This is a genomic window from Sulfurospirillum halorespirans DSM 13726 (assembly GCF_001723605.1).
Taxonomy (GTDB): domain Bacteria; phylum Campylobacterota; class Campylobacteria; order Campylobacterales; family Sulfurospirillaceae; genus Sulfurospirillum; species Sulfurospirillum halorespirans.
Genome location: NZ_CP017111.1, coordinates 2,720,049 through 2,743,936 on the forward strand (window position 1 = coordinate 2,720,049; position 23,888 = coordinate 2,743,936).

At 42.2% G+C, this 23,888-nt stretch carries 29 protein-coding genes; 14 read left to right on the forward strand and 15 right to left on the reverse strand.

The window, feature by feature from the left end; all coding sequences use genetic code 11:
* The first annotated feature begins 12 nt into the window (after window positions 1–12).
* Genes SHALO_RS13600 through SHALO_RS13645 form a run of 10 tightly spaced genes read left to right on the forward strand, consistent with a single transcriptional unit; the run spans window position 13 to window position 9,070 of the window.
* Window positions 13–327, forward strand: coding sequence for a hypothetical protein (locus SHALO_RS13600; RefSeq protein ID WP_069478999.1), 315 nt, complete (start codon window positions 13–15; stop codon window positions 325–327).
* Window positions 314–1,021 (forward strand): glycosyltransferase family 2 protein, encoded by a 708-nt coding sequence (locus SHALO_RS13605; protein WP_069479000.1) that lies wholly within the window; start codon window positions 314–316, stop codon window positions 1,019–1,021. Before SHALO_RS13600 ends, SHALO_RS13605 begins: the two co-directional genes overlap by 14 nt.
* The gene (locus SHALO_RS13610) at window positions 1,018–1,878 is read left to right on the forward strand and encodes a lysophospholipid acyltransferase family protein (RefSeq protein WP_069479001.1); all 861 of its coding nucleotides are present in this window, start codon (window positions 1,018–1,020) and stop codon (window positions 1,876–1,878) included. The genes SHALO_RS13605 and SHALO_RS13610 overlap by 4 nt, the downstream gene beginning before the upstream one ends.
* A complete protein-coding gene (locus SHALO_RS13615) occupies window positions 1,875–3,395 on the forward strand; it encodes an HAL/PAL/TAL family ammonia-lyase (RefSeq protein ID WP_069479002.1) in 1,521 nt (506 codons plus the stop codon). Before SHALO_RS13610 ends, SHALO_RS13615 begins: the two co-directional genes overlap by 4 nt.
* Entirely contained in the window at window positions 3,392–4,081 is a 690-nt protein-coding gene (gene fabG / locus SHALO_RS13620; protein WP_069479003.1) for a 3-oxoacyl-ACP reductase FabG, read from the forward strand. Before SHALO_RS13615 ends, fabG begins: the two co-directional genes overlap by 4 nt.
* Complete coding sequence (locus tag SHALO_RS13625) at window positions 4,081–4,614, forward strand: hypothetical protein (protein ID WP_069479004.1); 534 nt, start codon at window positions 4,081–4,083, stop codon at window positions 4,612–4,614. Before fabG ends, SHALO_RS13625 begins: the two co-directional genes overlap by 1 nt.
* 3 nt (window positions 4,615–4,617) lie before the next feature.
* The gene (locus SHALO_RS13630; RefSeq protein ID WP_069479005.1) at window positions 4,618–5,100 is read left to right on the forward strand and encodes a LolA-like protein; all 483 of its coding nucleotides are present in this window, start codon (window positions 4,618–4,620) and stop codon (window positions 5,098–5,100) included.
* Complete coding sequence (locus SHALO_RS13635) at window positions 5,084–7,201, forward strand: MMPL family transporter (RefSeq protein WP_069479006.1); 2,118 nt, start codon at window positions 5,084–5,086, stop codon at window positions 7,199–7,201. Before SHALO_RS13630 ends, SHALO_RS13635 begins: the two co-directional genes overlap by 17 nt.
* Window positions 7,198–8,376: an AMP-binding protein gene (locus SHALO_RS13640; RefSeq protein WP_069479007.1), complete on the forward strand. Its 1,179-nt coding sequence runs from the start codon at window positions 7,198–7,200 to the stop codon at window positions 8,374–8,376. The genes SHALO_RS13635 and SHALO_RS13640 overlap by 4 nt, the downstream gene beginning before the upstream one ends.
* Window positions 8,377–8,407: 31 nt before the next feature.
* Window positions 8,408–9,070, forward strand: coding sequence for a hypothetical protein (locus SHALO_RS13645; protein WP_069479008.1), 663 nt, complete (start codon window positions 8,408–8,410; stop codon window positions 9,068–9,070).
* A 43-nt stretch (window positions 9,071–9,113) separates the two neighbouring features.
* Here the strand turns inward: SHALO_RS13645 and SHALO_RS13650 are convergent, their stop codons facing one another.
* From SHALO_RS13650 to SHALO_RS13675, 6 genes are all read right to left on the reverse strand, one after another.
* Window positions 9,114–9,512, reverse strand: coding sequence for a hypothetical protein (locus SHALO_RS13650; protein WP_084010963.1), 399 nt, complete (start codon window positions 9,510–9,512; stop codon window positions 9,114–9,116).
* 97 nt (window positions 9,513–9,609) lie between these two features.
* Window positions 9,610–10,932, reverse strand: coding sequence for an alpha/beta fold hydrolase (locus SHALO_RS13655; protein ID WP_069479010.1), 1,323 nt, complete (start codon window positions 10,930–10,932; stop codon window positions 9,610–9,612).
* Window positions 10,929–11,291 carry a hypothetical protein gene (locus SHALO_RS13660; RefSeq protein WP_069479011.1) on the reverse strand — a complete coding sequence of 121 codons (363 nt, stop codon included), beginning with the start codon at window positions 11,289–11,291 and terminating at the stop codon, window positions 10,929–10,931. The genes SHALO_RS13655 and SHALO_RS13660 overlap by 4 nt, the downstream gene beginning before the upstream one ends.
* Window positions 11,288–11,932, reverse strand: coding sequence for a beta-ketoacyl synthase chain length factor (locus SHALO_RS13665; protein ID WP_069479012.1), 645 nt, complete (start codon window positions 11,930–11,932; stop codon window positions 11,288–11,290). Before SHALO_RS13665 ends, SHALO_RS13660 begins: the two co-directional genes overlap by 4 nt.
* Window positions 11,929–13,038 carry a beta-ketoacyl-[acyl-carrier-protein] synthase family protein gene (locus SHALO_RS13670; RefSeq protein WP_069479013.1) on the reverse strand — a complete coding sequence of 370 codons (1,110 nt, stop codon included), beginning with the start codon at window positions 13,036–13,038 and terminating at the stop codon, window positions 11,929–11,931. The genes SHALO_RS13665 and SHALO_RS13670 overlap by 4 nt, the downstream gene beginning before the upstream one ends.
* Entirely contained in the window at window positions 13,025–13,267 is a 243-nt protein-coding gene (locus SHALO_RS13675) for a phosphopantetheine-binding protein (RefSeq protein WP_420801892.1), read from the reverse strand. The genes SHALO_RS13670 and SHALO_RS13675 overlap by 14 nt, the downstream gene beginning before the upstream one ends.
* 387 nt (window positions 13,268–13,654) lie before the next feature.
* Here SHALO_RS13675 and SHALO_RS13680 point away from each other — a divergent pair, with 387 nt between their 5' ends.
* Window positions 13,655–15,481 (forward strand): DEAD/DEAH box helicase, encoded by a 1,827-nt coding sequence (locus SHALO_RS13680; protein ID WP_069479015.1) that lies wholly within the window; start codon window positions 13,655–13,657, stop codon window positions 15,479–15,481.
* 88 nt (window positions 15,482–15,569) lie between these two features.
* On the opposite strand, the gene SHALO_RS13685 is transcribed toward SHALO_RS13680, so the two are convergent.
* Together SHALO_RS13685 and SHALO_RS13690 are read right to left on the reverse strand one after the other, a co-directional pair.
* Window positions 15,570–16,103, reverse strand: a complete 534-nt coding sequence (locus SHALO_RS13685; protein WP_069479016.1) for a hypothetical protein — start codon at window positions 16,101–16,103, stop codon at window positions 15,570–15,572.
* A 43-nt stretch (window positions 16,104–16,146) separates the two neighbouring features.
* Window positions 16,147–16,773: a LysE family translocator gene (locus tag SHALO_RS13690; RefSeq protein WP_069479017.1), complete on the reverse strand. Its 627-nt coding sequence runs from the start codon at window positions 16,771–16,773 to the stop codon at window positions 16,147–16,149.
* Between the two features lie 282 nt (window positions 16,774–17,055).
* Here SHALO_RS13690 and SHALO_RS13695 point away from each other — a divergent pair, with 282 nt between their 5' ends.
* Together SHALO_RS13695 and SHALO_RS13700 are read left to right on the forward strand one after the other, a co-directional pair.
* Entirely contained in the window at window positions 17,056–17,679 is a 624-nt protein-coding gene (locus SHALO_RS13695; RefSeq protein ID WP_069479018.1) for a LysE family translocator, read from the forward strand.
* A gap of 100 nt (window positions 17,680–17,779) precedes the next feature.
* Complete coding sequence (locus SHALO_RS13700; protein ID WP_084010965.1) at window positions 17,780–18,211, forward strand: hypothetical protein; 432 nt, start codon at window positions 17,780–17,782, stop codon at window positions 18,209–18,211.
* A 78-nt stretch (window positions 18,212–18,289) separates the two neighbouring features.
* Here the strand turns inward: SHALO_RS13700 and SHALO_RS13705 are convergent, their stop codons facing one another.
* From SHALO_RS13705 to SHALO_RS13725, 5 genes are all read right to left on the reverse strand, one after another.
* Entirely contained in the window at window positions 18,290–18,565 is a 276-nt protein-coding gene (locus SHALO_RS13705; protein ID WP_069479019.1) for a heavy-metal-associated domain-containing protein, read from the reverse strand.
* A 156-nt stretch (window positions 18,566–18,721) separates the two neighbouring features.
* Window positions 18,722–19,060 carry a mercuric transporter MerT family protein gene (locus SHALO_RS13710; RefSeq protein ID WP_069479020.1) on the reverse strand — a complete coding sequence of 113 codons (339 nt, stop codon included), beginning with the start codon at window positions 19,058–19,060 and terminating at the stop codon, window positions 18,722–18,724.
* Between the two features lie 3 nt (window positions 19,061–19,063).
* Complete coding sequence (locus SHALO_RS13715) at window positions 19,064–20,152, reverse strand: transglutaminase-like domain-containing protein (protein ID WP_069479021.1); 1,089 nt, start codon at window positions 20,150–20,152, stop codon at window positions 19,064–19,066.
* A 187-nt stretch (window positions 20,153–20,339) separates the two neighbouring features.
* A complete protein-coding gene (locus tag SHALO_RS13720; RefSeq protein ID WP_069479022.1) occupies window positions 20,340–20,642 on the reverse strand; it encodes a hypothetical protein in 303 nt (100 codons plus the stop codon).
* A 54-nt stretch (window positions 20,643–20,696) separates the two neighbouring features.
* Entirely contained in the window at window positions 20,697–21,674 is a 978-nt protein-coding gene (locus SHALO_RS13725; RefSeq protein WP_069479023.1) for a DNA adenine methylase, read from the reverse strand.
* Between the two features lie 87 nt (window positions 21,675–21,761).
* On the opposite strand from SHALO_RS13725, the gene SHALO_RS13730 reads away from it, so the two are divergent.
* Window positions 21,762–22,121, forward strand: a complete 360-nt coding sequence (locus SHALO_RS13730) for a response regulator (RefSeq protein WP_069479024.1) — start codon at window positions 21,762–21,764, stop codon at window positions 22,119–22,121.
* A 42-nt stretch (window positions 22,122–22,163) separates the two neighbouring features.
* Here the strand turns inward: SHALO_RS13730 and SHALO_RS15445 are convergent, their stop codons facing one another.
* Together SHALO_RS15445 and atzF are read right to left on the reverse strand one after the other, a co-directional pair.
* The gene (locus SHALO_RS15445) at window positions 22,164–22,562 is read right to left on the reverse strand and encodes an allophanate hydrolase-related protein (RefSeq protein WP_069479025.1); all 399 of its coding nucleotides are present in this window, start codon (window positions 22,560–22,562) and stop codon (window positions 22,164–22,166) included.
* Complete coding sequence (gene atzF, locus SHALO_RS13740) at window positions 22,550–23,887, reverse strand: allophanate hydrolase (RefSeq protein ID WP_069479026.1); 1,338 nt, start codon at window positions 23,885–23,887, stop codon at window positions 22,550–22,552. Before atzF ends, SHALO_RS15445 begins: the two co-directional genes overlap by 13 nt.
* Between the last annotated feature and the right edge of the window lies 1 nt (window position 23,888).

Below are 23,888 nucleotides of genomic sequence, written 5' to 3' on the forward strand. Positions count from 1 at the left end.
TGTCAGGATTGTATGATTTTAAATAATTTTTATACGCTTACATGTAAAGAAGAAACGCGCTTTTGTGTGAGACTCAGCGATGCGACCCATCCTCTCTTTCAAGCACATTTTCCAAGCAATCCTATCGTGGCAGGATTTCTTTTACTGGATCTAAGCGCAGAGATTTTGGACATCGAGATTGTTAAAATCATCAAAGCAAAATTTTTAAAAAATATCGCCCCTTTGAGTGTACTGTGGTTTGATCACCAAACGACGGGCAACACACTCAAAATTCGTGTCAGTCAAAATGAGCAGAAAGTAGCAGAACTCACTTATGAAAAAAGATGAAATGATCGTTGTCGTTCCGACCTATAACAATCCGCTTACAATTAATGCTGTTGCCAATGATGTCCTGAGTCATGGGTACAGGCTGATTATCGTTGATGATGGCTCTGACACTCCTGTAGCGGACATTATCCCAGCACAAAGTGAAAACCTTACCATTCTAAGGCACACGGTCAATCAAGGCAAAGGCGAAGCGATCATCACAGGTGCTCATGAAGCGCAAAGACTGGGCTTTTCCTATTTTATAAGTCTTGATGGCGATGGACAACATCTGGCTTCTCAAATTGAAAAAATAAGTGACGCCTGTGATGGAGCCGATCAAATCATCATCGGTGCGCGCAATTTTGACATTAACAACGTTCCCAATGGCTCCAAATTTGGACGCTGGTTTAGCAACTTTTGGGCGTGTTGGGACACTGAACAGACCATCACCGATTCGCTCTCTGGCTTTAGGCTTTATCCGACCTCCATTCTAGACCTCATCATCAAAACCAAACGCTTTGACTGGGAGATGGAAGTGCTCGTCAAACACGCATGGAAAGGTCGCCTCATCAAAGAGGTGAGCATCGAGTGCTACTACCCAACCCCCGAAGAGCGTGTGAGTCACTTTAAAAAATTTTGGGATACCGCCGCCATCGTCATGGTGCATGTCAAACTCCTACCATGGAAATTTTTCCTGAAAAAAAGGTACCAATGAGCACGAAACAGCGGGGTAGCGGTTGGAGTATCAAACTCGTTTACACCTTTTACAGACTTTTTGGCTATACCTTTATCTATTACCTGATGTATCCTGTAACGTTTTTTTATTTTTTAGTGGCAGGCAATGTCAAAGAAGCCCTACGTGACTACTACAAACATATCAATAAACCTTTTAATAACTGGGTCTATTTTGAACATTTACGACACTTCGCGATCACGATGTGCGACCGTTTTGTCTCTAAAATGAGCCCCAAAGATTATACCTTTGAGATCAAAAATGAAGCAGAACTGATGCGCCATCTTCATAACGGTGGCATCTTGCTTTTATCGCATTTTGGGGGCTGGGCGAGTGCTGGTAACTGTTTTAGCGATCTTAAAATCAACATTGTGATGCAAGAATCTCTCATCGCGCCCATTAAATGTATCGAAGAGAATATTGAAACAAAAAATCAGCATTTATCCATCATCGATCTCTCCAAAGGCGGTGTGGATGTCACAATGAAAATCGCCTCAGCACTTTTGAATAACGAAATTGTAGCGATGATGGCAGACCGTGCAACCGATCCAAAGCATAAAGAGATCGTCACCTTTTTTGGCAAAAAAGCAGAATTCAATAAAAACCCTTTTAGCATCGCCTATAAAACCGAAAAACCACTGATGGGCATTGCTTTTAGCTATCAAAAGCCTCAACATTACCGCATTGAATTTATCGAAATTATTATGGATAAAAACAACCACGCAAACGAAGAGATCTACAAAGCGATGCAAACCTACGCTGATTTTTTTGCGTCGCATGTCGTTTCTCATCCTGAGCAATGGTTCAATCTATACCCCTTTTGGAAAGAAAAAGCATGACATTAATCATAGACGATCGCTACATCCGCCTAGAAGAGATATGCAACGCCAGCAGTGTTCAGGTCTCAAACGATGCTCATTTTGAAGAGAATTTTTTGCTCGGTCACACCTTTTTGATGAATGAAATCAAAAAAGGCAAACCCATTTACGGCGTCACCACAGGCTATGGTGCGAGTGGCAAAAATTACCTCACGTATGAGCAAAGCGCCATTTTGCAACAAAACCTTTACCGCTTTCATGGTTGTGGCGTTGGTGCATCGCTCTCTCCTAAAACATCGCGTTACGCGCTGATTTGCAGACTGATTTCACTTTCCAAAGGCAAATCGGGCATCTCATACGAGCTTTTACAACGCCTTGAGCTTTTGCTTGAAAAAGAGATCAATCCTGTTATTCCTTCCCTTGGTTCTGTGGGGGCAAGTGGTGATTTGACACCGCTTTCATACATTGCCGCGGTCATTGCAGGTGAGAGAGAAGTGTGGTATGAAGGTGTTATAGTACCAACCAGTGAAGTCTATGCAAAATTGGGTATCACCCCTTACGTCTTTAAACCTAAAGAGGCACTTGCCATTATGAATGGTACGACCATTATGAGTGCGATTGCTCTTTCTTCTTTGGAAAGCTTTGAAGTTATACTCTCAAGTATGGAGTCCTTTGTGGCTGGCATGTTTGAAGTGCTTTTGGGCGATACCACGCCACTGGATGAATTTGTGCATGAGGCGAAACCTTTTATAGGACAGATTCAAAGTGCTTTCAACATCAAAGCTAAAATCGAAGGCTCAAAACTCACCCACGGGCGCGATGACAGATACGATAAATTCTTTGAAGACAATGATCTGAACATCCAAGATACCTACTCAATGCGTTGTGCGCCCCAAGTTTTAGGCGTGATTCGCGATAATTTAGAGATTTCCAAAAAATGGGTCGAACAAGAGATCAACTCGGTCAATGACAACCCGCTCATTGATGGCAAAAACCAAAAAATCTATACTTCGGGTAATTTCTACGGTAGTTACGTCGCTCACGCGATGGACACACTCAAAATCTGCGCGGCAAACCTTGCGGATCTGCTCGATAAAGAGTTTGCGCTTCTGGTCGATCATAAATTTAACCGAGGGCTTGGTGAAAACCTCAAGCTCTCGAAAGAGCACTATTTCCATGGTTTTAAAGCAATGCAAATTACGCTGAGTTCTCTGAGTGCTGATGTCATTAAAAACACCACAGCCGCTTCCATTCACTCTCGCCCCACCGAATCACTCAATCAAGACAAAGTGAGCATGGGAACAACGGCGGCACTGGACTTTAAAAAGATGACGGAACCTCTCGAACTGATGCTGAGCATCGCATTTATGGGTATGGCACAAGCCGTGGACATCAGGGGCAAAGCGAACGTTTCGCCAACACTTCTTAACTACTATGAGGCTATCAGAGAACACGCCAAGCCACTGTTGGAAGACAGACGCATGGACATCGACATTAAAGAAATACATAAAATTATACGCAAAGGAGCTCTTGCATGAAAAAAGTGCTGGTCACGGGAGCGACTGGGAGCATTGGAGCAGCCATTGTGCGCTGCTTTGCCAAAGAGGGCTACTTTGTGTATATCCACTACAAAAGCCAAAAAGACAAAGCGTTAGCCCTTTTGGAAGAGATTCAACAAGGCGAGATGATTCAGTGTGATTTGACCCAAAAAGAAGAGGTGAAAAAAGCATTTGAATCTTTATATGTAAACGTTTTAGTCAACAATGCGGGCATCACCAAAGACAAGCTTTTTTTCTTTATGGAAGAGGAAGAGTGGCGTGATGTGATGGACGCGAATCTTAACAGCCTTTTTTATGTTACCAAACAAATACTGCCTAACATGATCAAAGAAAAAGCAGGTTCCATCGTCAATGTCTCTTCCATCTCAGGTCTGGTTGGCAATGGTGGGCAAGTCAACTATTCGACCACCAAAGGGGGCATCATCGCGTTTACGAAAGCGCTTTGTGTGGAAGTGGCACGCTATAATATCAGAGTTAATGCAGTAGCCCCTGGGGTCATAGAATCGGAGATGATCCAAAATGTCGATAAAAATATCACCAACATCATCCCCTGCAAACGCCTAGGCAAGCCTGAAGAGGTCGCTGAAGTGGTCTTCTTTTTAGGCGATAAGGCAACGTACGTGAATGGTGAAGTGATCAATATTAGCGGTGGGATGGTGAGATAATGCACATACTTTTTTCGTTTTTATACGCGCCCGTTGTGGTAGTGTTGCTGAGTTATTTTGACATTAAAACCGTCTCGATGGGACTTTTTGGCTTTGGACTGCTGTGGCTTTTGAGTTTGAAAAAAAGAGAGATCAAAACCACCCTCTTCCCTCTTTTTTACATTGCCGTGGCGATTGGAGCCTTTGTTTTAGATGACTTTTTGGTACTCAAATTTTTACCACTTTTGATCTCTTTGGCGTTTATCTTTTTCTTGATGGCGAGCTATTTTGACAATGATTCTATCATTGTGCACTTTGCGCGTAAGATCCATAAACGCTCTCTTAGCGAAAAAGAAGAGGCGTATATCAACCGATCGACGCTTTTTTGGATAGCACTCGCGTGCGTCAACATTGTTTTACATGTAAGCATATTGCTGCTCAAAAATGACCACTATTGGATCATCTACTCTTCGTTTGGCTGGTACTTGGTCTTTATCTTGGGTGGGATAGTGCAGTTTTTGCACCGTCGCTTTATCTTCTTAAAACGGATGTAACGCATGAAAATTATCGTTTTGTGTCTGCTTTCACTGCTTTGCCTTTTTGCCAATGACGCTTCTTCTTTTAAAGAGACGCGTTACCTCTATGCACTTGATAAGACCATTGAGTTAGAGGGTTTTATCACGTTTGGAGAGCACAACATCGTCATCGAATATACCAAACCCGAAGCCAAAGTCTTGACCTATTTTGAAGAAAAACTGACCATTCAAGACCAAAATGGCTACAACGTCATCGATGCGCAAAGTATGCCTTCAATGAACTATTTTTTTATGATTATCAAAGCGGTGCATAATGAAAACAGTGTCTTGTTGGACTCTTTTTTTGAGGCAAAAACGCAGGGTGATGAGACACTTTTAAGCCCCAAAGGTGTCGCAGCGGAAGTGCTTGAAGAAGTGCGCATTTCACGGCAAGCAGCGAAGCTAAAATCTTTACATGTAAAGATTAAAAACGGCGATAGGATCACCATTGAAATTAGGAACTAGAACCCTCAATATCGTTCTCTTTGCCATCGTCGGCATACTCTTTTTCTTCTACCAAAACTCCGTGCATGTCTCCACCAACTTGCTCTCTTTTTTACCAGAAGGGAAGAGTAAAGAGGCGTTTGAGATCTATTCGCATTTCAAAAATTCAAAAGAGGTGCTCATCGCTACCGAAGGATTCGATAAAGAGTCTCTTGCCAAAATCAAAACGATCGAAGAAAAACTGCTCGCAACTGAGCTTTTAAAGTTCGAAAGTAGCATTGCCCCGAATGCAAAGCTGATTGAATATACTAAAAGCAATGCTTTTTATCTGAAAAACCTCAATAAAGAGAGCTCCGTAAACATCCATGAAAAGCTAAAATCACTTTATGAAAAAATGACACATAATCCCTACTATACCGCGATAGACGCCTCTGATCCGCTGGGCTATTTTAGTCCAAAAGAGCAAACAATTCCTATTAATATTCGAGATGGACATTTAGCGCTAGGCGACTTCGGGTATCTGTGTGTTTTTAGCATCAAAGACACTTCCAATGCCATTGAGAGTTATGAAACCATCTATAATTTCGTGCATCAAACGCTTGAAGGCGTGCAAAATGTCCGTGTCTTTAGCCCGACCTTTTACTTTGTAGAAAACTCGCAAAAAATACAAGATGATGTCACCTTTTTGATTGTCCTCTCAACGGTACTTCTTCTTGTACTTTATATTTTTATCATCAAAAACATCTACCTTCTTATCAATACCATTGCCACCCTTGCGACCTCTGCTCTGCTTTCCTTTTTGCTCATTGGCATGATTTGGAGTGAAGTCTCTGTCTTTGTGTTGGCTTTTGGAAACGCCATTGGAACGTTGGCGATTGACTATATGTTCCACTACTATTTTTACGGACATTACGAGAATAAAAAGAGGTTTAACACCTCTGTTTTTTACGGCTTTCTTACCACCTTTGGCGGCTTTTTGATCTTCGCTTGGGTTGATTTTCCCCTCATTCAACAAGTGTGTGTCTTTGCGATGATTTCGCTCATACTCTCTTACTTCCAATTTGTTTTTCTCTTCCCACTGATTGGATTTAAAAAAGCACAGCCTTATGCCAGATTTCACGTCTCCATACCATTGCCTTACCGTGCCATCGCCCTACTTTCTCTCTTAGCCATTGTGTTAAGCATTCCATTTTTGCATCTTGATACCAACATCAAAAACCTTGACTACCAGAATGTCTCCTTGATGAAAGAGGAAAAATTCTTCAAAAATGCGATCAAAAAAGAGGGCTTCATACCTCTTCTCATCGAAGCAAACTCCATCGATGAGCTTATAGCGCATAGCAATACCATCCAAAAAAGCTTTAAAAATGCCACCGCCCCACTCTCCTACTTTTTTGACAAAGCGTTTTACGAGCAGAGAAAACAAGAGCTTGAAGCTTTACATGTAAACGAGAAAAAGGCGCAGATCGAAGCAGAAGCGACCAATCTGGGCTTTCGTGAAGGCTTCTTTAAAAACGCCTACAATGAAGCACTGTTACACCCAAACTATCAGGAACTTTCCTTAGACACGCTGCGCGAGATGGGATTTGATGTCGTCTTTCATGAGGGGAAATACTACACCTACGCTTTGGTAAAAAACAGCGATCGAAATCTAGTGGCAAAATTTACCTTTGCCTCTTCCATCGACGCCAAAGAGATGTTCTTTAACGCGTTAGAAAAAATTGCGCATCAACTCCTTCTTGGAGGCATTGTAGCGATTGCCTTCATCTTTTTCATGCTTTGGATGGTGTGTCGCAAAACCATCGCACTCAGTTCTAGTTTTGTACTTTTGCCAACAGCGCTTATTTTACTCTTTGCATTGACGGGAGATTTCACCATTGCGCATATTTTTATGCTGTTTATCATGATGCTCTTTGGCATTGATTATGGTATTTATATGAGCAGTGAAGAGAGCTTCAAAGATGGTACCAGAAGTGCGATTTTCTTCTCCATCATTGACACGTTCGCGGGCTTTGGCGTGCTCATTTTCAGTGACATTGGTGCACTTCATGCGATGGGGCTTGTTTCGTGCATTGCCACTGGGGCTATTTTAGTTTTATTGATGGGGAGGAAAAGTCATTGAGAGTTGTCATAATTAACGATGATGGCAGTGAAAATGTTTATGAGAGTTCCAAGCTCGTCGACCGAGCACTCAAAAACCACGTCATTCTAGTCCCTTCCAAAACCAAAGAAGAGAATGCCATCGAGATTTTACGAGCTTACCTCTCAGGTGCAAAGCCTATTTTGTACGACCAAGAAAACCTCTCGTTAAAAGAGAAAATCGAGTCACTTGGCGTTGAAACGTTTAAGGACATTGACTTTGCTGCCATGTTTTTTACCTCTGGCAGTACAGGCTTTCCCACAGGAGCGTTTAAAAGCAAAGAAAACATCGAAACCGACATGGAAGCCCTGCTTTTAGAATTTGGCAATTTTCACATTAAAAAAGTCGTTGCAACCGTTCCATTTATCCATATCTACGGTTTTTTAGCCGCACTTTTACTGCCGCTTAAACTGGATGTTGATTTGCTCTTTAAAGAGCATTTTTTACCCCACGATCTGTTGGAGCATGCAAAGCCTCATCATCTTGTCGTCACCACGCCGCTTTACATCAAATCGCTCTTGAGGTTGGATGAAGCAAAAGACCTGAGTCAAACGATTTTTATTAGCTCAACAGGGCCTTTGTCCGCCGAGATTGCTAAAGAATTTACCGACACATTTAACACCACACTCATTCAACTCTTTGGCTCCACCGAATGTGGAAGCATCGCGTTTAAAAAACAAGATGATACGTTTTGGAGTCCGTTTCAAGGTGTTGAGGCAACACTCAATGCCGAAGGACTTTTACATGTAAAGTCGCCTTTTATCTCGAAAACCTTATGGCAAGAGGGTTTGGTGCAAACAAATGGGGAGATTCAGAGCTTTGATTATGCGATTATTGAAAAAGGGAAATTTCAGCTTATCGGACGAAGCAGTAACATCGTTAAAATTGCAGGCAAACGCTATTCCACCACACAAATTGAAGAGATTTTAGAAGCGATGGAAGGCATCTCTAAAGCACTGGTGCATGTCAAACATAACAATGCTGAGCTAAAAGACGAAGTCTTGCAAATTTTTCTCGAAGCCATGCGCCCCATCACCGTAAAAGAGATCAAAAGTGCCATCAAACACACATTGGGGAAAATCAATCTGCCGATTGAGCTCAAAGTGGTCGATAAAATCTCTACTACTTTGATGGGTAAAAAGTGTATGCCACTTTAATAACGACGTATCTTAATTTTAAAGGAATTCTATGAAGAAAATTGCCTTGAGATCTTTTATCACACTCGTCTTTGCCACCAGTGCCCTACTTTTCAGTGGTTGTGCTGCCAAACGTGGAGAAGTTGCACTGCAAGTGCCAACCGCTACAGCTGAAACTGCACCATCAAATGGTCAGCAAATCTACATCAATTCCGTCGTCGACAAGCGTGTTTTTGAAGTAAAACCACCTGAGCCAAATATCCCTTCTTTAGATCCTTCAGAGCCGCAAACGGATGCGATCAAAGCGCGAGCAGTTGCTCGAAAACGTAATGGCTATGGCATGGCGATGGGAGATATTGTCCTTAATGCAAATCAAACGGTCAATAGTGTCATCAAAGAGAGCCTCAAAGAAGCTTTCAAAAACAAAGGCTATCACGTCATTGAGAACAAAGAGCAAATCACGCCTCAAACGTACATTGCAGATGTTAATATCCTCAAGTTTTGGGCATGGATGAATCCAGGGGCTTTTGCCATAGCACTTAGTTGTGAAATTGAAACCAATATAAAGATGAAAAAAGAGGGAGACCCCAAAACGTACAACGTATCTGTAAAGGCAGCGGATTCATACCAAATGGGAACAGAAAGTAATTATATAGAGATAATGCAAAAAGCTTTACAGAAGTATATTGCGGAAGCACAAACAGAGATAAAGTAGTCGAAGAAAAAGGGTTGAGCGTCGTTGCCAACCCTTTTGTGTTTTAGATCAAGCTAAGTTGAACGAGGATTGCTTTATTGAGATTTTGAATCCATCCGTTGTAGTTACTGTGAATGGTGTTATTTGCTGGATCGTAATTAAGATTGACACTGCTTTCGTAGTTGATGCTGTACGTCTGCGTATCGTACGTAATAGCAACCACTGCGGTATGCGTTCGCAAAACAAGTGTTCCTTTGATTAAGCCATCTTTCTCTTTCTTCATAATCCAGCCAAGTCCGCCGCCCGCGCGCATAATGGCTTTTTCGACATCCGTCATTGTTGCCGTTTTATCCGTAGGGACAACCACTGCATTGTTATTGACATTGTAAATAGGTGGGGTTCCACAACCAAAAAATGCGAGACTCAAGACAAAAGCGATCGAAATCATAACGAGTTTTTTCATTACCATCCTTTAAAAAAATTTAATTTATTCTAGTGATATTACGATTAAATTTTACTGAGTATGTAGTATCTAATAACCTAAACAAGGCGCTATTTACTCAACGTAACCCTAAAATCTCTTTTCCATGAATTAATTTATCATTAATTTGACACAAAGAGAAATAAACCATTGACGTTGAAAGCGCTTCGATGGGTTTTCCTAACACATCCATGGTGACGCCCAAAAGATGTAACTTTGTATTTTGCAGTTTGATTTTGCCAAAAACATCGCTAGCAACAATCGAAACTTTGGCATTTTGCGCCATAAGTGCTACAGGTTTACCTGATTTTAACGTGCTGTTGATGATCTCCACATCCGAGTTGAGAACAATGAGCTCGTCAATCACCGCATCTTTGATGGTAATTTTTTGAGAGTTCACCACACTCATACTCTCAATTCGACCCGTGTAAACGCGCTCACTTATGTCTTTAATTTTAACGCTGTAGCTCTGCGCCACTTTCGGTGGTGTGGGGCGTAGACTCTTTTCTTGGTTTTTAAGATGCGCGCGCAAAAGGCTCAAAAATGCCTCTTCATTGCTCAGCATCGGCACATGCGCTGTATGGGGAAGAATGTTTAAAGAGGCGTTTGGCATCAATTTGTGCAACACATAGCCCGTCTCCACAGGTGCGACGCTATCATTTTCTCCCCAAATGATCGTCGTCCTTGCCCCAACCGTTTGAGGAATCCCGTTAAAATTCTCCTCAACCAACGCAACCGCCGCAATGCTGTGAGGGCTTCCACCCAAAATCGCAGCGCGTAAATCTTCGCTGGAGAGCACACGCCCCATATCTAAAGCCATTTTTCGATCAATTTTCTCTGCCATTTTATCGATAAAAGAGGTTATCTTCTGCGTTTGCAAACCCTGAATCAGCCCATTTTGTTCGTCAAAAAAGGTATTGACCCCACTTTGAACTAAAAAATTATTGTACTCGGAGCGGTGCAGTATGCCTGCCGCGTCCACAAGCACTAAACTTGCCACATCGGTGGGATACATGCTCGTGTATTTCAGCGCAATCGCCCCACCCATCGAATGACCGACAAGATGAAACGGCTTTTTGACATACGTTTGCGCCACAAAGTGAATAAACTTGGCATAGTTCAGCGGCGAATAGAGCTCATTGGATTTGGTTGATTGCCCAAAACCCGGTAGATCAAAGGTGACTACAAAGTACTCATTTTTCAACCGTTCAATCGTGCTTTCCCAAATCGTAGATGCTTCATCGCCCAGTCCATGCACCAAAACGACAGCAGGATTGTCAGGGTTTCCTACTGTTGTAAGATACACCGAAGCGTTAAAAACAGGCTCGGTGATAAATGTTCCACGAAACGCTTCCGCATGCAGTCCGAAGAGGAAAACCAACATCAGTAGAAAAATTTTCATGCACCAGCCTCTTCAAGCACGATCATCAATGTCCCACTCGCATACATCACGCCACCCTCTTTTTCAAACACTTCAAAATAGAACTCGCTCGAATTCCCAAGCGACAAACGCGCTTCAATCACGACAACACACGTCAGGCTTTGCACCTTTACATGTAAAGTAACATCTTTGATTAACACTAAAAAACCGTTTCGAGGCGTATCGGATTTTGCAAAGGCTGAGCTGGCTTGAGCCGCCGCTTCTGTGAGCATCGGGAGGGTTGGCACACTTGGAAATTCACACAGCACGGAAGCGCGTTTATCGTTACATGTAAGAATCTCTTTGGCAAAACGCATGGGTGGAAGATGCGGTAAATTCATAGGTTCACTTCGATAATTGCGCGCTCGAATGCAGGTGCATTCTGTGCTACATGTAACATCTCGCTGATGGAGTTTGGAACACCCGCAAGCTCGCTTTTTTGAAGACTTAACGTCGCTTTTTCTTCGGTAACTTTCACCACCAAAGCCACGCCACTTTCAAGGTAGTTAATGCAGTGATTGACCTGTTCGATGCCTGCAATATCGAGCGTTTCAAAACACAAAAGAAGCAAAATATCGCCATCCAACGCTTTCAGCGCTCCTGCTTTAAGAACACTTCGTGCCGTTTTGTCGCCACACGAGAGTGTTAAAATCTCATTGTGATTGTGGTACAAAATAGAGAGGTACGAAACGGCGGTATTGTAAACCGAATTTTGAAAATCAGTCGGGCTTAAAGGCTGTTCATCGTGAATAGCCTTTAAGATATTCGCTGTCGTTTCAAGCTCACCAAAAGCGCTCCCACAGAGGATGCGACCACCCTCAAAATGCTCGACACGGCTCAACAACTCTACGCAAATTTTAGCCGCTTTGGTCAGTCTTCGGCGAGTCATCATGTGAGGCACGAGTTCTTTGATACGAGGCAACTCCAAACTTTTCTCGCCCAATAGGTAAGCACTGCTTAAAATTTCTAAATTAACCTTCATTGAGGGAGTCCGAAAAGAAGTGCGGTGTTGTTTCCACCAAACGCGAGTGAATTGCTCAGGGCGTAACGAAAGGGGTGTGCTTTAGCCTTATTCACGAAATTCAGTGTTTTATTTTCAGGTTCAACGAGATTCGTGTTAGGAGGACGGATCTGTTTTTGAAGCGCCATAACACAAATGATCGCTTCAAGCGCTCCTGCGGCTCCTAACGTATGTCCCGTAATCGATTTGGTCGAACTTACAGGCACAGCGTCTCCAAAAAGCGCCTCAATCGCACTCGCTTCACTCGCATCATTGGCGGTTGTTCCCGTACCGTGTGCGTTGATGTAGCCTACTTCGGAGGGCTGAACATTGGCACATTTCAGTGCCTTTTGCATCGCGCAAAGCGCACCTGCACCATCAGGACTTGGATGCGCCATGTGATGCGCGTCGGAGCTGTACCCAACCCCTAAAAGTTCAATGCTCTCTTTGTGAGACGTGTTTTGGAGCATTAAAACAGCGATGCCCTCCGCGACATTCATACCATCACGGCTCACATCAAATGGCTGGCACGGACGCGAACTCAGCACGCCAAGCGCGTCAAACCCTCGTATGGTTGTCAGTGACAAGGTATCAAACCCTACCACCAAAACGTTTTCATACATACCTTTAGCGATCATTTCGTACGCATAGCCTAGAGCATTCGCACTGGACGTACAGGCGGTTGAAAAGGAGATGTCATCTTTGAACGTAAAGTGCTTGGAAAGTATATGCGCGATGGCGTCAATCGCATGCAGTTTGGGGTCGATATTGGTGTAGTGATGGTCTCTTAAAAAAATGCTCTCCGTTGTTTGCATTCCTCCCACGGAAGAGCCGACTACAAGGAGCGTATTGTCGAAATTTTCAAGAGAGCTTTTGGCTAAAACCTTTTTACATGTAAGCTCTAAAATCTCATCAATGCAAAAAGATTGTGCGATTTTTCCTAGAGCGATCTGCTTGTTAGGAGTAAATTCACTGAACGTTTTGATACCGCTTTGATGCGCACAAATTGCTTCAAATAGCACTTCGCTCGTGTCGCCCGCACAACACACCGACTCAAAAGCGTTGATAAAAACACTATTTTTGGGCATTGATAAAGTCTAATAAACTTTGAACCGTAGCAAATATTTTTTCGTACTCTTTAGAATCTGTTATCTTCACGCCAAACTCTTTATCGACTGTCAATACAAGCTCGATCGAATCGACCGAATCAAGCCCTAAACCATTCTCGCCAAAAAGCGGCATAGTGTTGTCTATATCCTCAGGGGTCATATCTTCTAGCTTCAAATTTTTAATCAAGATCTCTTTTAATGTTTGCATGTGCACCATAACGCTCTAGCCTTTAATTGTACAGGTTAATTTTAATTTCAAGTGTACTTTAACCTATCTTGGATTTTTATAAAAAAGGGTGAAATAGCCCGTTTTTAGGTAGATTTTTAGGTGAATGCTTTACATGTAAACACCAAACCACTTTCAAACCTTAATATTGTTTTAAACTAATTCCACTATAATGACCACAATTTCAGAGCTTCATTAAAAAAGAACTTCACCTAAAACCTACCAGATTTGAGAAATCCTCAGTGAGTATGTAGGTTTTTGCATACGATATTGACGGGTTTATTCCCCATTAAAATTTTTATGTACATGAGTCTTGTGCCCTTGCCGCACGTTAGTATTGTTTTGAAAAATCAAACACATGGAAAATACATGGAAAACAACACACCCACACCAGTCACATTTGAGTCATTTGGCTTACACGCAGACATCCTTAAAGCCGTCGTAGATGCTGGCTTTACAGAACCAAGCCCCGTCCAAGCAGAATCAATCCCGTTAGTCCTAGCCGGTAACGACATCGTTGCACAAGCACAAACAGGTACCGGTAAAACGGCTGCATTTGGTCTTTCTACGATGAGTATGCTCGACCCACACCTTAACAAAGTACAACTTTTAGTCATTACGCCAACACGTGAGCTTGCAACGCAAGTGAGTGATGAGCTTTACTCATTAGGGCGTTTTCGTGGCGTTAAAACCGTAACGATTTACGGTGGTAGCTCATATTCACGTCAAATTGGCTTGATCGAAAAAGGTGCAAGCGTTATCGTAGCAACACCGGGTCGTATGTTAGACCTTCTTAAAAACGGTAGACTCCCAGGCTTTTCACCTAAAATGGTTGTTTTGGATGAAGCAGATGAGATGCTTGATATGGGCTTCTTAGAAGACATCGAAGAGATCTTTACCTACCTTCCAAAAGAGCGTCAAACCCTGCTTTTCTCAGCAACAATGCCAGATCCTATCAAACGTCTTGCGAGCAAAATTTTAAATGACCCAAAATTTGTCAGTGTTACACCAAAAGATCACACAACAAACGAAGACATCGAACAACTTTACTACGTCATCAACGAGTACGAGAGAGATGATGCGATGATTCGTCTTTTAGATGCTCTTGAGCCTGAGAAATCCATCGTATTCTGCCGTACCAAAAAAGAGGTTGACAGACTTTCAACGCAACTGATGGCAGTCGGTCATGCAGCCAAAGGGTTGCATGGCGATATGGAGCAAAATCAACGTGAGAGCGTTATTAAAGCGTTCCGTGGTTCACAAATCGAAATCTTGGTTGCAACCGATGTTGCAGCACGTGGTCTTAACGTTGCTGACATCAGCCACGTATTTAACTACCATATGCCATTTGATCCAGAGAGTTATGTTCACCGTATCGGTAGAACCGGACGTGCGGGTAAAAAAGGTACAGCGATTACATTGGTAACGCCTATCGAGTTTCACTCAATGCAGAGAATTGGTAAAAAAGTAGGCTCTAAAATCGAGCACAGAATTGTTCCAAGTTTACGAGACGTCAAAGAGAACAAACTGATCAAAATTGCCGAAGATATTAAAAATGCAGAGCTTAATGAAAATGCTGTCAAACTTCTTGCTATTTTGGAAGAAGAGATGGATATGTCGCAAATCGCGCTTAAACTGCTCTCAAACCTTCTCAAAGAAAATACACCTATCGGCCCCGATAAAATCGGTTTAGATAAAAAGACCTTAGAGTCTGTGGTTAAAAACATCGAAGAGCGTGATGGTGGTCGTGGCGGCAGAAGTGGCGGTTACAGAGGAAACTCTGGCGGTGGCTACAGAGGCAATTCAGGTGGATCACGTGATGGTGGCGGCTATAGAGGAAACTCTGGCGGTTCACGCGAAGGCGGCGGTTACAGAGGCACATCATCAACAGGTTCACGTGATGGTGGCGGATACAAAGGTTCAAACCCACGTGATGGCGGAAGCAGAGATGCTGCACGTCCTCCAAGAGGCGATGGCGTTCCAAGAAGTGATAGCAGAGGCGAGAGTCGTAATCCATTTGCAAAAGAGGGAAGCACATCTTCCGCTCCACGCGAAGGCGGCGGATACAAAGGAACACGTGATAGCAGCGATAGCAGACCACCACGCGCTCCAAGAGCCGATAGACCAGCCGCACCACGTAGTGATGCAGGTCGCGCTCCAAAAACCGCTCCACGTAACGCTTACAAAAAAGACTAATCAACTGCTAAAGTTTGGCTTCGCAAGAGGCTAGACTCTGGTTTTTAATATAATGGCGTGATGAACACATCACGCCATCTCATCCCTTTTATTTTTCTCGCTCTATTATCGCTTTAAGTGCCTCAACACCTTCCGCATACTCCACTTTTTCCACACGTTTGTTAGCCAGTGTCACCACCGTAATACCATCCACTTTTGCCCCATTTTTCAAAGACGCTGCGATTGTTCCATCCAAAATGAGATTGACGCTATAGGGCTGTGTTTTAAGATCGGGAAGTGCAAAGGTATTGCGTATCACCACTGGCATCGGACTAATGTCCGCTACAAATGCCACATGATGAACACTCAGATAATCCGTACTTTGCGCTCCAAGATACGCTTTAACGACATGACCTGTATCTTTTGCAAAAACCAAAATGAGCGTATGGATCGAATCATCCAGCGTATGCAATTTTCCAAATTGATCCGGAAGCGTATAGGTGATCATTGAACCAACATTAAGCCCATCCGTAAGCGACGCAGAGGAAATATTGCTCTCATACGTATCTTTACCTTTCAAAAAAAACAGCACTCCAGCAGCAGCGACAAGAATAACCAATAATCCCAGTAATATCTTCTTCATATCAAGCCTTGTATGGTAAATTTACGGAGTATTGTACCGTAACCTATGCCCTATCCAACGCTAACTTAAGACCTAAAGCGCCCAGTACACTTCCTGCAATTCTGTCGATGTACTTCTTAGAACGCAAATAAACTTTTTGTGTTTTTTGCATTGATAAAAGCCCTACAACACACGAGTACCATGAAGCATCAATGATAAACGCGATGAGGCAGACTAAAAGCGTTCCAAAAGGCGGTATCTCTTGGGGAAGAAGTGCTGCAAAAATACTTCCGATGATGATGGCAGTTTTTGGATTGCTCATCTGTGTTGCTAAACCGAGTAAAATCGCCTTGGTAAAATTCTTTGGTTTTTGCTCCAAGCAAAGCTTGGTATCTAAAGGTGTATCGGCATATTTCCACATTTTATAGGCTAAATAGACAAGATACATGCCTCCTACTATTTTTAAAAAGCCATATAAAAAAGGCACCGTTTTCAAAATAGCATAGAGCCCAAAAATGGCTAAAAGAGAAAAGACAACAGCGCCCAATCCTAAACCAATAGCGACCCCAAAACCCTCTTTGCGAGACTTTGAAACAGCCGTTTTGGCGGTTAAAATAAAACTAGGTCCCGGACTCATCGTCCCCAATATAAACACCGTCGCTATGCCTAAAAGAAAAGAGTATTCACCCATGATTTGCCTTTACATGTAAAGAAGATTTAACGCTGCATCCACTTCATTCACTTGAGTATTTTTGGATAATGCAATTTTAGCATGCAAACGTGCACAAGGACATAAGAAAAGTATGAGAGGTTAGTTTAAACGATTTTTTCTCTCTTCTAAAACCTTTACATGTAAAACATTTTTGTTCATTTTTAACGCTAAAAGACTAGGCACTTTTAAATAATTTTTTGCTAAGCTCTCTTGAAAAGCTTTACATGTAAAGATAGAAATAGAAGAAAAAGGAGTTTGAAGATGGAAGTAGTCACATTAGTTTTTTTACTAACATCCGCCGTTGTGATATTGACACCAGGACAAGATATGATTTTAGTCATGTCTCGATCAATTGCGCAAGGACAAAAAGCTGGAATAACAACTGCCCTTGGAGTAAGTGTTGGATTATTAGGACATACATTGCTCGCTACATTAGGCTTAGGTGCTCTTTTATTAGCATCTGAATTCTTATTTAGTATTGTAAAATTTATTGGTGCAGGCTATTTAATCTATATTGGATATCAACTTTTAAGAAGTAAAGACCATACGATCGCTATGAAAGATTTACCAAAAGTGTCTTACAAGAAGATGTTCATACAAGGGGCATTGTCAAATATAATGAACCCAAAAGTTGCAATATTTTATTTTTCTTATTTACCACAATTTGTAATACAAAACAATGGAAATGAAACAATGCAATTATTTATATTAGGTTTTACCTTTGCTACATTAACATTTCTCATTAAAGCACCCATTGGATTTATATCTGGATTATTGTCTTTTTGGATAAAAACAAGACCGATGATTTTACACTATATTCATAGAACAAGTGGGCTTATTTTAATTGGATTAGGTTTAAAACTTGCATTGGCAGAAAGGCAATAATGGAGGCAGGCTACTTTGACTCAATTTTTTTATCTAAAGATGAAAATAAAAATAGCCTCGTCCCCAAATTTGCAAATTTTCTTATACGAAGGGTATATAGTTGAACATAGATATTGGAAAATTTTATAATGAATATTTTGAACCAAATCCTAATTGCAAAAAAGAAGCAATTACTCTATGGTCTTCTTGGTTAGGAATTGAAAACGCATACAAACTTGATGAAGTCACCATTGATGAATGGGATAAATTTAATCAATTGCTTAGATTAATATTTAATAAATATGAGGTTTATAAAATACAAAATAACTTTTCTATAAAATTATTAAAATCTGTAGATTTAATTATATTAACATATGAAAAAGCAATGAACAAACCTGGTGGTAAATTTGATAGATTATTAATTCCATCTTTAAATTGTGTAATTGAAGAAAGTTGGGACTATACATATCTAATTTGGTATTATGATGATTATAGTGTTGAAGAATTGTCACCATTAATCAAAGAAACTGGTTTGTATCATTTTAAATCTTAACAGAATAAAGTAAAGGGAACGAGGCTACTTTAAGAGAAGTAAAGCAATAAATCTTTTACATGTAAAGAAAAAATTAGCCTACTCTTTCAGATGCTTACGAGACACAACCACACCCTCATACCCCGTCGTTTTCACCGCTTCTAAAAACGTCTTATCTTCAACACCATCTTTAGCAATGACAACCGCTAATTTTGTCTCTAATGTCACTTTAGATGACTCAACACCTTCAACGCTTTTCAGTGCTTTTTTGACCGCGGTTGTGCATAAAGGACAATGCATTTCAGCCACTTTTATAACCACTTCTTCTTTGGCGAACAAAATCAAAGGTAAAAGGAGTATCAACCATGTTTTCATTCATCTGTTCCTTTTAGACTTTTTTATAACCCATTGAAAAAAGAGTATCGCTCATAGCACATCACTTTTTGAAACTAAAGACATCGCCATAGCTTTGGCTATGACTCAATTTTGAGTTTCAAAAATTAACGCACTCTAAACAAACTCTTTATCTTTTCAAGGGCTATAAAAGAAGTCTATAAAAAGATTTGCCCACTCGGGATAGAGCAATATCGCTATAATCAACCCTAAAACAATCGAATAAAACCACACATAACGCTTTTTCTTTTGAGGATTACATGTAAACGTATGATGCGCGTAAGAGCGCCATGAAAGCCACAAAACAAAGAGCGATAACAGGGAGAGCGGTATGCGAAACGGGGTCAGTGTTTCTAAAAAACTTAAAAATCCAAAAGAGATTCCAAAGAGTAAAAACAGCAGTGGAGGCAGACAGCATGCCGTTGCGGCAAAGGCTGAGAGCAGTGCTGTTAAAACGCCCAGAATCTCTTTTTTCATGCGTTAGAGTTTCTCTTGAGAGATAAAGCTATACGCAAACGCGGCAGGAGCGTAATAGTCTAGCACTTCATCTTCGACTTCGGCGTACGGGTAACCAAACATATTGAGTGGTTTTTGCGCTGGGGTTGGTGCTAACACAAAATCACGCGCTGTGTTGTAGCCCATCCAGTTCATCTCCCAGTTGCCGAAGAAATACTCACGCACCTCTTTCACAAGAGGATCATTCAGCGTCATTTTTTCTGTCAAAATGACTTTAGCCACATCGGCAGGATCGCATGGAACCCAGCCTGCGCCATCAAGGTAAAACTCTACTCTACAATGCTCGCCTCCTGTGATTTTTGCCAAACCTTTTTCATCACTGCTTCCGCACGCTTTTGAGTAACGAGAACTACCTAAGCGAATACCAAATACTTCGCGTGCAGGCACGCCAACACTACGGCTCAATGCTACAAAAACAGAGCTAATGTCGGTGCATTTTCCACCCATGATGTTTTGCTCAATCGCTTTACCCGCATCGCCTAAACCACAACCCACAACGGCATTGTCGCGGTACATATTTTCAGTGACCCACGCGTAAATCGCTTTGGCTTTTTCGAGTGGCGTTTTGCTGTTTTCTGTGATTTTAAGCGCCAACTCTTTCACTTTTCCGCTGGTTGGAATATGCGCAGTTGGTTTGAGATAGTGTGCAACATCTTTGGGGTATTTGGTTGAAGCGGTTGCTTTTGAGAGGTCTGAATTGCGCTCATTCGTCGTAATCGTATAGGTCACCTCTAAGAGTTTTTCGCCACCATTTTTCCACTCAGCGTAAAGCGTTCTGGCTTTGTAGCTGTTTTTGTCGGTCACATACGCATTGGTGGCATTTGAGCTAAATTTAAAATCGCTCACTTTTTGATAACTTGTCTCTTGTGGAAGTGGAACCCAAAGTTTAGTCAAGCCATTTTTGTTTTCGTGTTTGAGATTATAACTATTTGTGACGAAAAAAATACGTGTTTTTGACTTTGGCTCACTGGCTTCTAAAATCGAAACCTGAGGAAGAATAACAGAACTTGCACCAAGGGCTAAACACCCTTTCATAAACGCTCTTCTTTGCATAAAAAATCCTTACATGTAAAGTGGCACGAAGAGGAGAGAAAACATAAAAGCAGTCAAAAAAAGAGTATTACGATTATGTTTGTCTAAGCCTTAGACGTCGTGCATTGGGGAGATTGTACAGTGAGTTTACTTAAAAAAGTCTCTAAAAACCCTTATAATATAGGGGCTTTTAGAGCTTTTAATATCGCTAGGCGATGGTCGTACTTTTAGCGCTTTTCTTACCTTTTTTCTTTGCCGTTTCTGCCACTGCTTTCGAAGGTTTTGCCGCTACTCTTTGGGTAGCTGCTGCTGTCTTAGAAGCTATTTTTGTAGACGTAGCCGTTGCATTTTTGACGTTTTTTTGTGCCGTTGTATTGGCTTTGGCTTTAAACGCTTGATCCGTATGTTTTTTCTTTGTTTGAACCGTATCACTCGTGACACTACTGCTTGCAAACACACTTGAACTCAGCAGTATAAGACCTGCTGAAACCATTAAGAAACGTTTGAACATCTCTTCTCCTTGAAAAATAAAACGTATTGTAGCTTGATTTGATAAATGAAGTTTCTAAAACTTTTCAAGAATATAAAGATATTCGCTTAACGCTTTTTTATTTTCCTGATTGCGATACCCTTTAAAGCGTTGATGGGGCATCTGAAACGATGCGCACGTGCCATAGCGTTCCAACATGGTGGATAGCGAAGAAAGATCAATAATCCCCTCATCGTTATAGCTAAGAACGATCCATGGAAAATTGGCCTTTTGGATAATATCTTCCAGTGCCAAAAGCGCTGTGCCACTTTTGCAATACGCCGAACTTTCATACGCCCTCACCCCCGTTTTGCCCTTTGGCGTAAACGCATCGTACCGCGCAATCGTATTTAAGATGTGGTAATTCGCTCCGTATTGACGACGATTGTACGGAGGATCGAGGTAGAGAATATCGCCTTTGAGCGTGGAGATAAGCACATTGGCATCTTCACAAAAAACCTGATGGTGCGTAGACGTTAACAGCGAGAGAAACGCGTGCAGATGCAGTTTTTCGCACGCCAAAGGTTTGAGATGTTTGAGATACGCACTGTAAATGGAAGCGGTATTGGCAACCTTGTCAGCGCTGTGTAGCAGCGAGGCTAAGAGGTAAATATAAAGCGGCTCATCACGCTTATACGCTTCAATGCCTTGGCGCACCGCATCGATTTTTTGTGCATTTTCATCGCTAAAATAGTTCCGCTCGCTGCCACTTTCCAAACAGTAGTGCTCATACATCAGCCCTTTGCGTAAAGGCAGTGCATTTAAGGAGTCAATGATGGGAGCAATGGTGGATAATTCGGGCGGTTTTAGCATCGCATGGTTGAGGACATAGCTGTAAAATTCAAGGTCATTGCTGAGGATGCTACAGCCTTTTTGAGCAAAATAGCTCCCGACCGAACCACTCCCAGCAAAAAGATCGCAAAAAATTTTAGGCGGAACGTTTTCTTTCAAAAGAGACGATATGTGTGCATCGATAAAAGAGAGAAGTTTTACTTTCGAGCCGATGTAGTTCACCTGCATTCCCCAAAATTTTCAATATAATATCAAAACTAGAACGCTTTTTGCTTAAGCATTAGATACGCATTTTTAAAAGGACGAGACATGCATTTTTTAGTTGTTGACGATAGCTCAACAATGCGCAGAATTCTGTGCAATACCATCAACAGTATAGGCTACACAACCACGGCAGCCGAAGACGGGTTAGATGCACTTGAAAAAATCAAAGAACAAAAGTTTGACGTGATTATGACAGACTGGAATATGCCACGAATGGACGGCCTGCATTTGGTAAGAGCCCTTCGCGCTATGGAAGCGTATAAAACAACACCCATTATTATGGTGACAACCGAGGGTGGAAAACAAGAGGTGATTATGGCGATTAAAGAGGGTGTCACTAACTACATCGTCAAACCGTTTACCGCGTTTCTTTTAAGAGAAAAACTCAAAGAGATCGTTAGCTAACATTCGTTCTCTTTTGCTTTTAAAAGCAAAAGAGAACTCTGATTATTGAGCCTTACATGTAAGATACTTTCGCCATCCACCAAGCTCACTGATCTCCTCCGCACCTTTTAGCGCATCGCCTTCACACAAAAAGCCATACACACTGCTGCCATCCTCTAACACAACCGTACCAATGCACAAAGGCGAAGCAATCTGTACCATAAACGCTCCAAAATTCTCCAGAGGCATCTGCCACACTTCAAGCTCCAAAGCATAAGGACTCGAAGCATCTTTGAGTATCCCTGGGCGCGGAGGATTTTTTTCTGGAACATTAAACAGACGATACCCTACAGCGGTTTTACACGCTTTTACAAACGTCGCCTCTAAGTTTAGAAGCTGATGATTCAGGGGTAACCCCTCCATGTGCGCACCGCAAACGCCAATTTCAATCATTTTTGACATGGTAACTCCTTCATGTAAATTTCTCCCATTGAAAGGAGCTTAGTGTCTTCAAACGCATCGGCAAAGATCGTTATGCCAAAGGGAAGTCCATTGCCTCGCTCACCTGCTGGCAGTGCAAGGGCGGAAAGATCAAGCAGGTTCATAAAATTGGTGTAGTAGCCTAGATTGGTATTGAGTTCAATCGGATTATTTTCGACCTCATCGATGGTATAGATCGTTCCTGTTGTGGGTGTCAGCATAAAATCCACCCATTTTAAGCACTGCTCTGCTTCGCGCCTGTACGCTTTTAAGGCATACTCCGCTTCAAAATAGTCACTGGCACTTTTATGCTCCCCTTGGGCGATGATGGTGCGTGTCACCTCTAAAAAACTCTCGGGTGATTTTTGTAAAAGTGCCTTCGTTGCCACGTAACGCTCCGCCACCCATGGGCCGCTGTAAAGCAAATTGGCAGCCTTTAAAAAAGGTGTGAAATCTATCTCTTCGACCACTGCTCCCACTTTAATAAAACGCGCTACGGCCGCTTCAAAAAGCGTTTGAGCCTCAGCATCGCCAAAAAATTGAAGATCACTTTTTCGTGGAATCCCAATTCTAAGAGGTTTTTCTAGCGTTTTGGTCTGTGTGGGAATCATCCTTGCATAGACATCTTCGCTATCAAATGATGCCATAATGGCAAAAAGTGTTTGAGCATCCGCGCATGTCTTGGTGAAGAGCGAGACACAATCCAAACTACGGCACGCGGGAACAACACCAGAAGTGCTAAAAACCCCTTTGGTCGGCTTCACGCCAATGAGATTGTTAAACGCCGCAGGAACTCTGCCGGAACCTGCTGTATCCGTTCCGAGGGAAAAGGTGACAAGCTCCAAAGCAACACTCACCGCACTGCCTGCACTCGAACCTCCTGAGATGTACTCAGGATTAATGCTGTTTTGACAGATGCCATAAGGGGAACGCGTTCCCACAAGCCCTGTGGCAAACTGATCGAGATTGGTCTTGCCCATGGGAATGGCTCCCGCTTCGATCAAACGCTCCACCACATACGCTGAGCGCTCTGGCACGTAAGCAAAATCAGGACATGCTGCGGTGGTGGGAATGCCTGCTAAATCAATGTTGTCTTTAATCGCAAAGGGAATGCCATAAAGCGGTAACTCTTCGATTTTAGCACCCTCAAGTCGCTTCAAATGAGGCTCTAGCTCCGCATCATTCAGGGTATAAATCCAAATCGGATTGTTTACATGTAAAGCCATTTTAGCTTTGAGTTCTGCCACAAGAGCGCGCGGTGTGAGTGCTCCACTTTGGTACGCTTGGCGCAAGGTTTGAATGGTCATT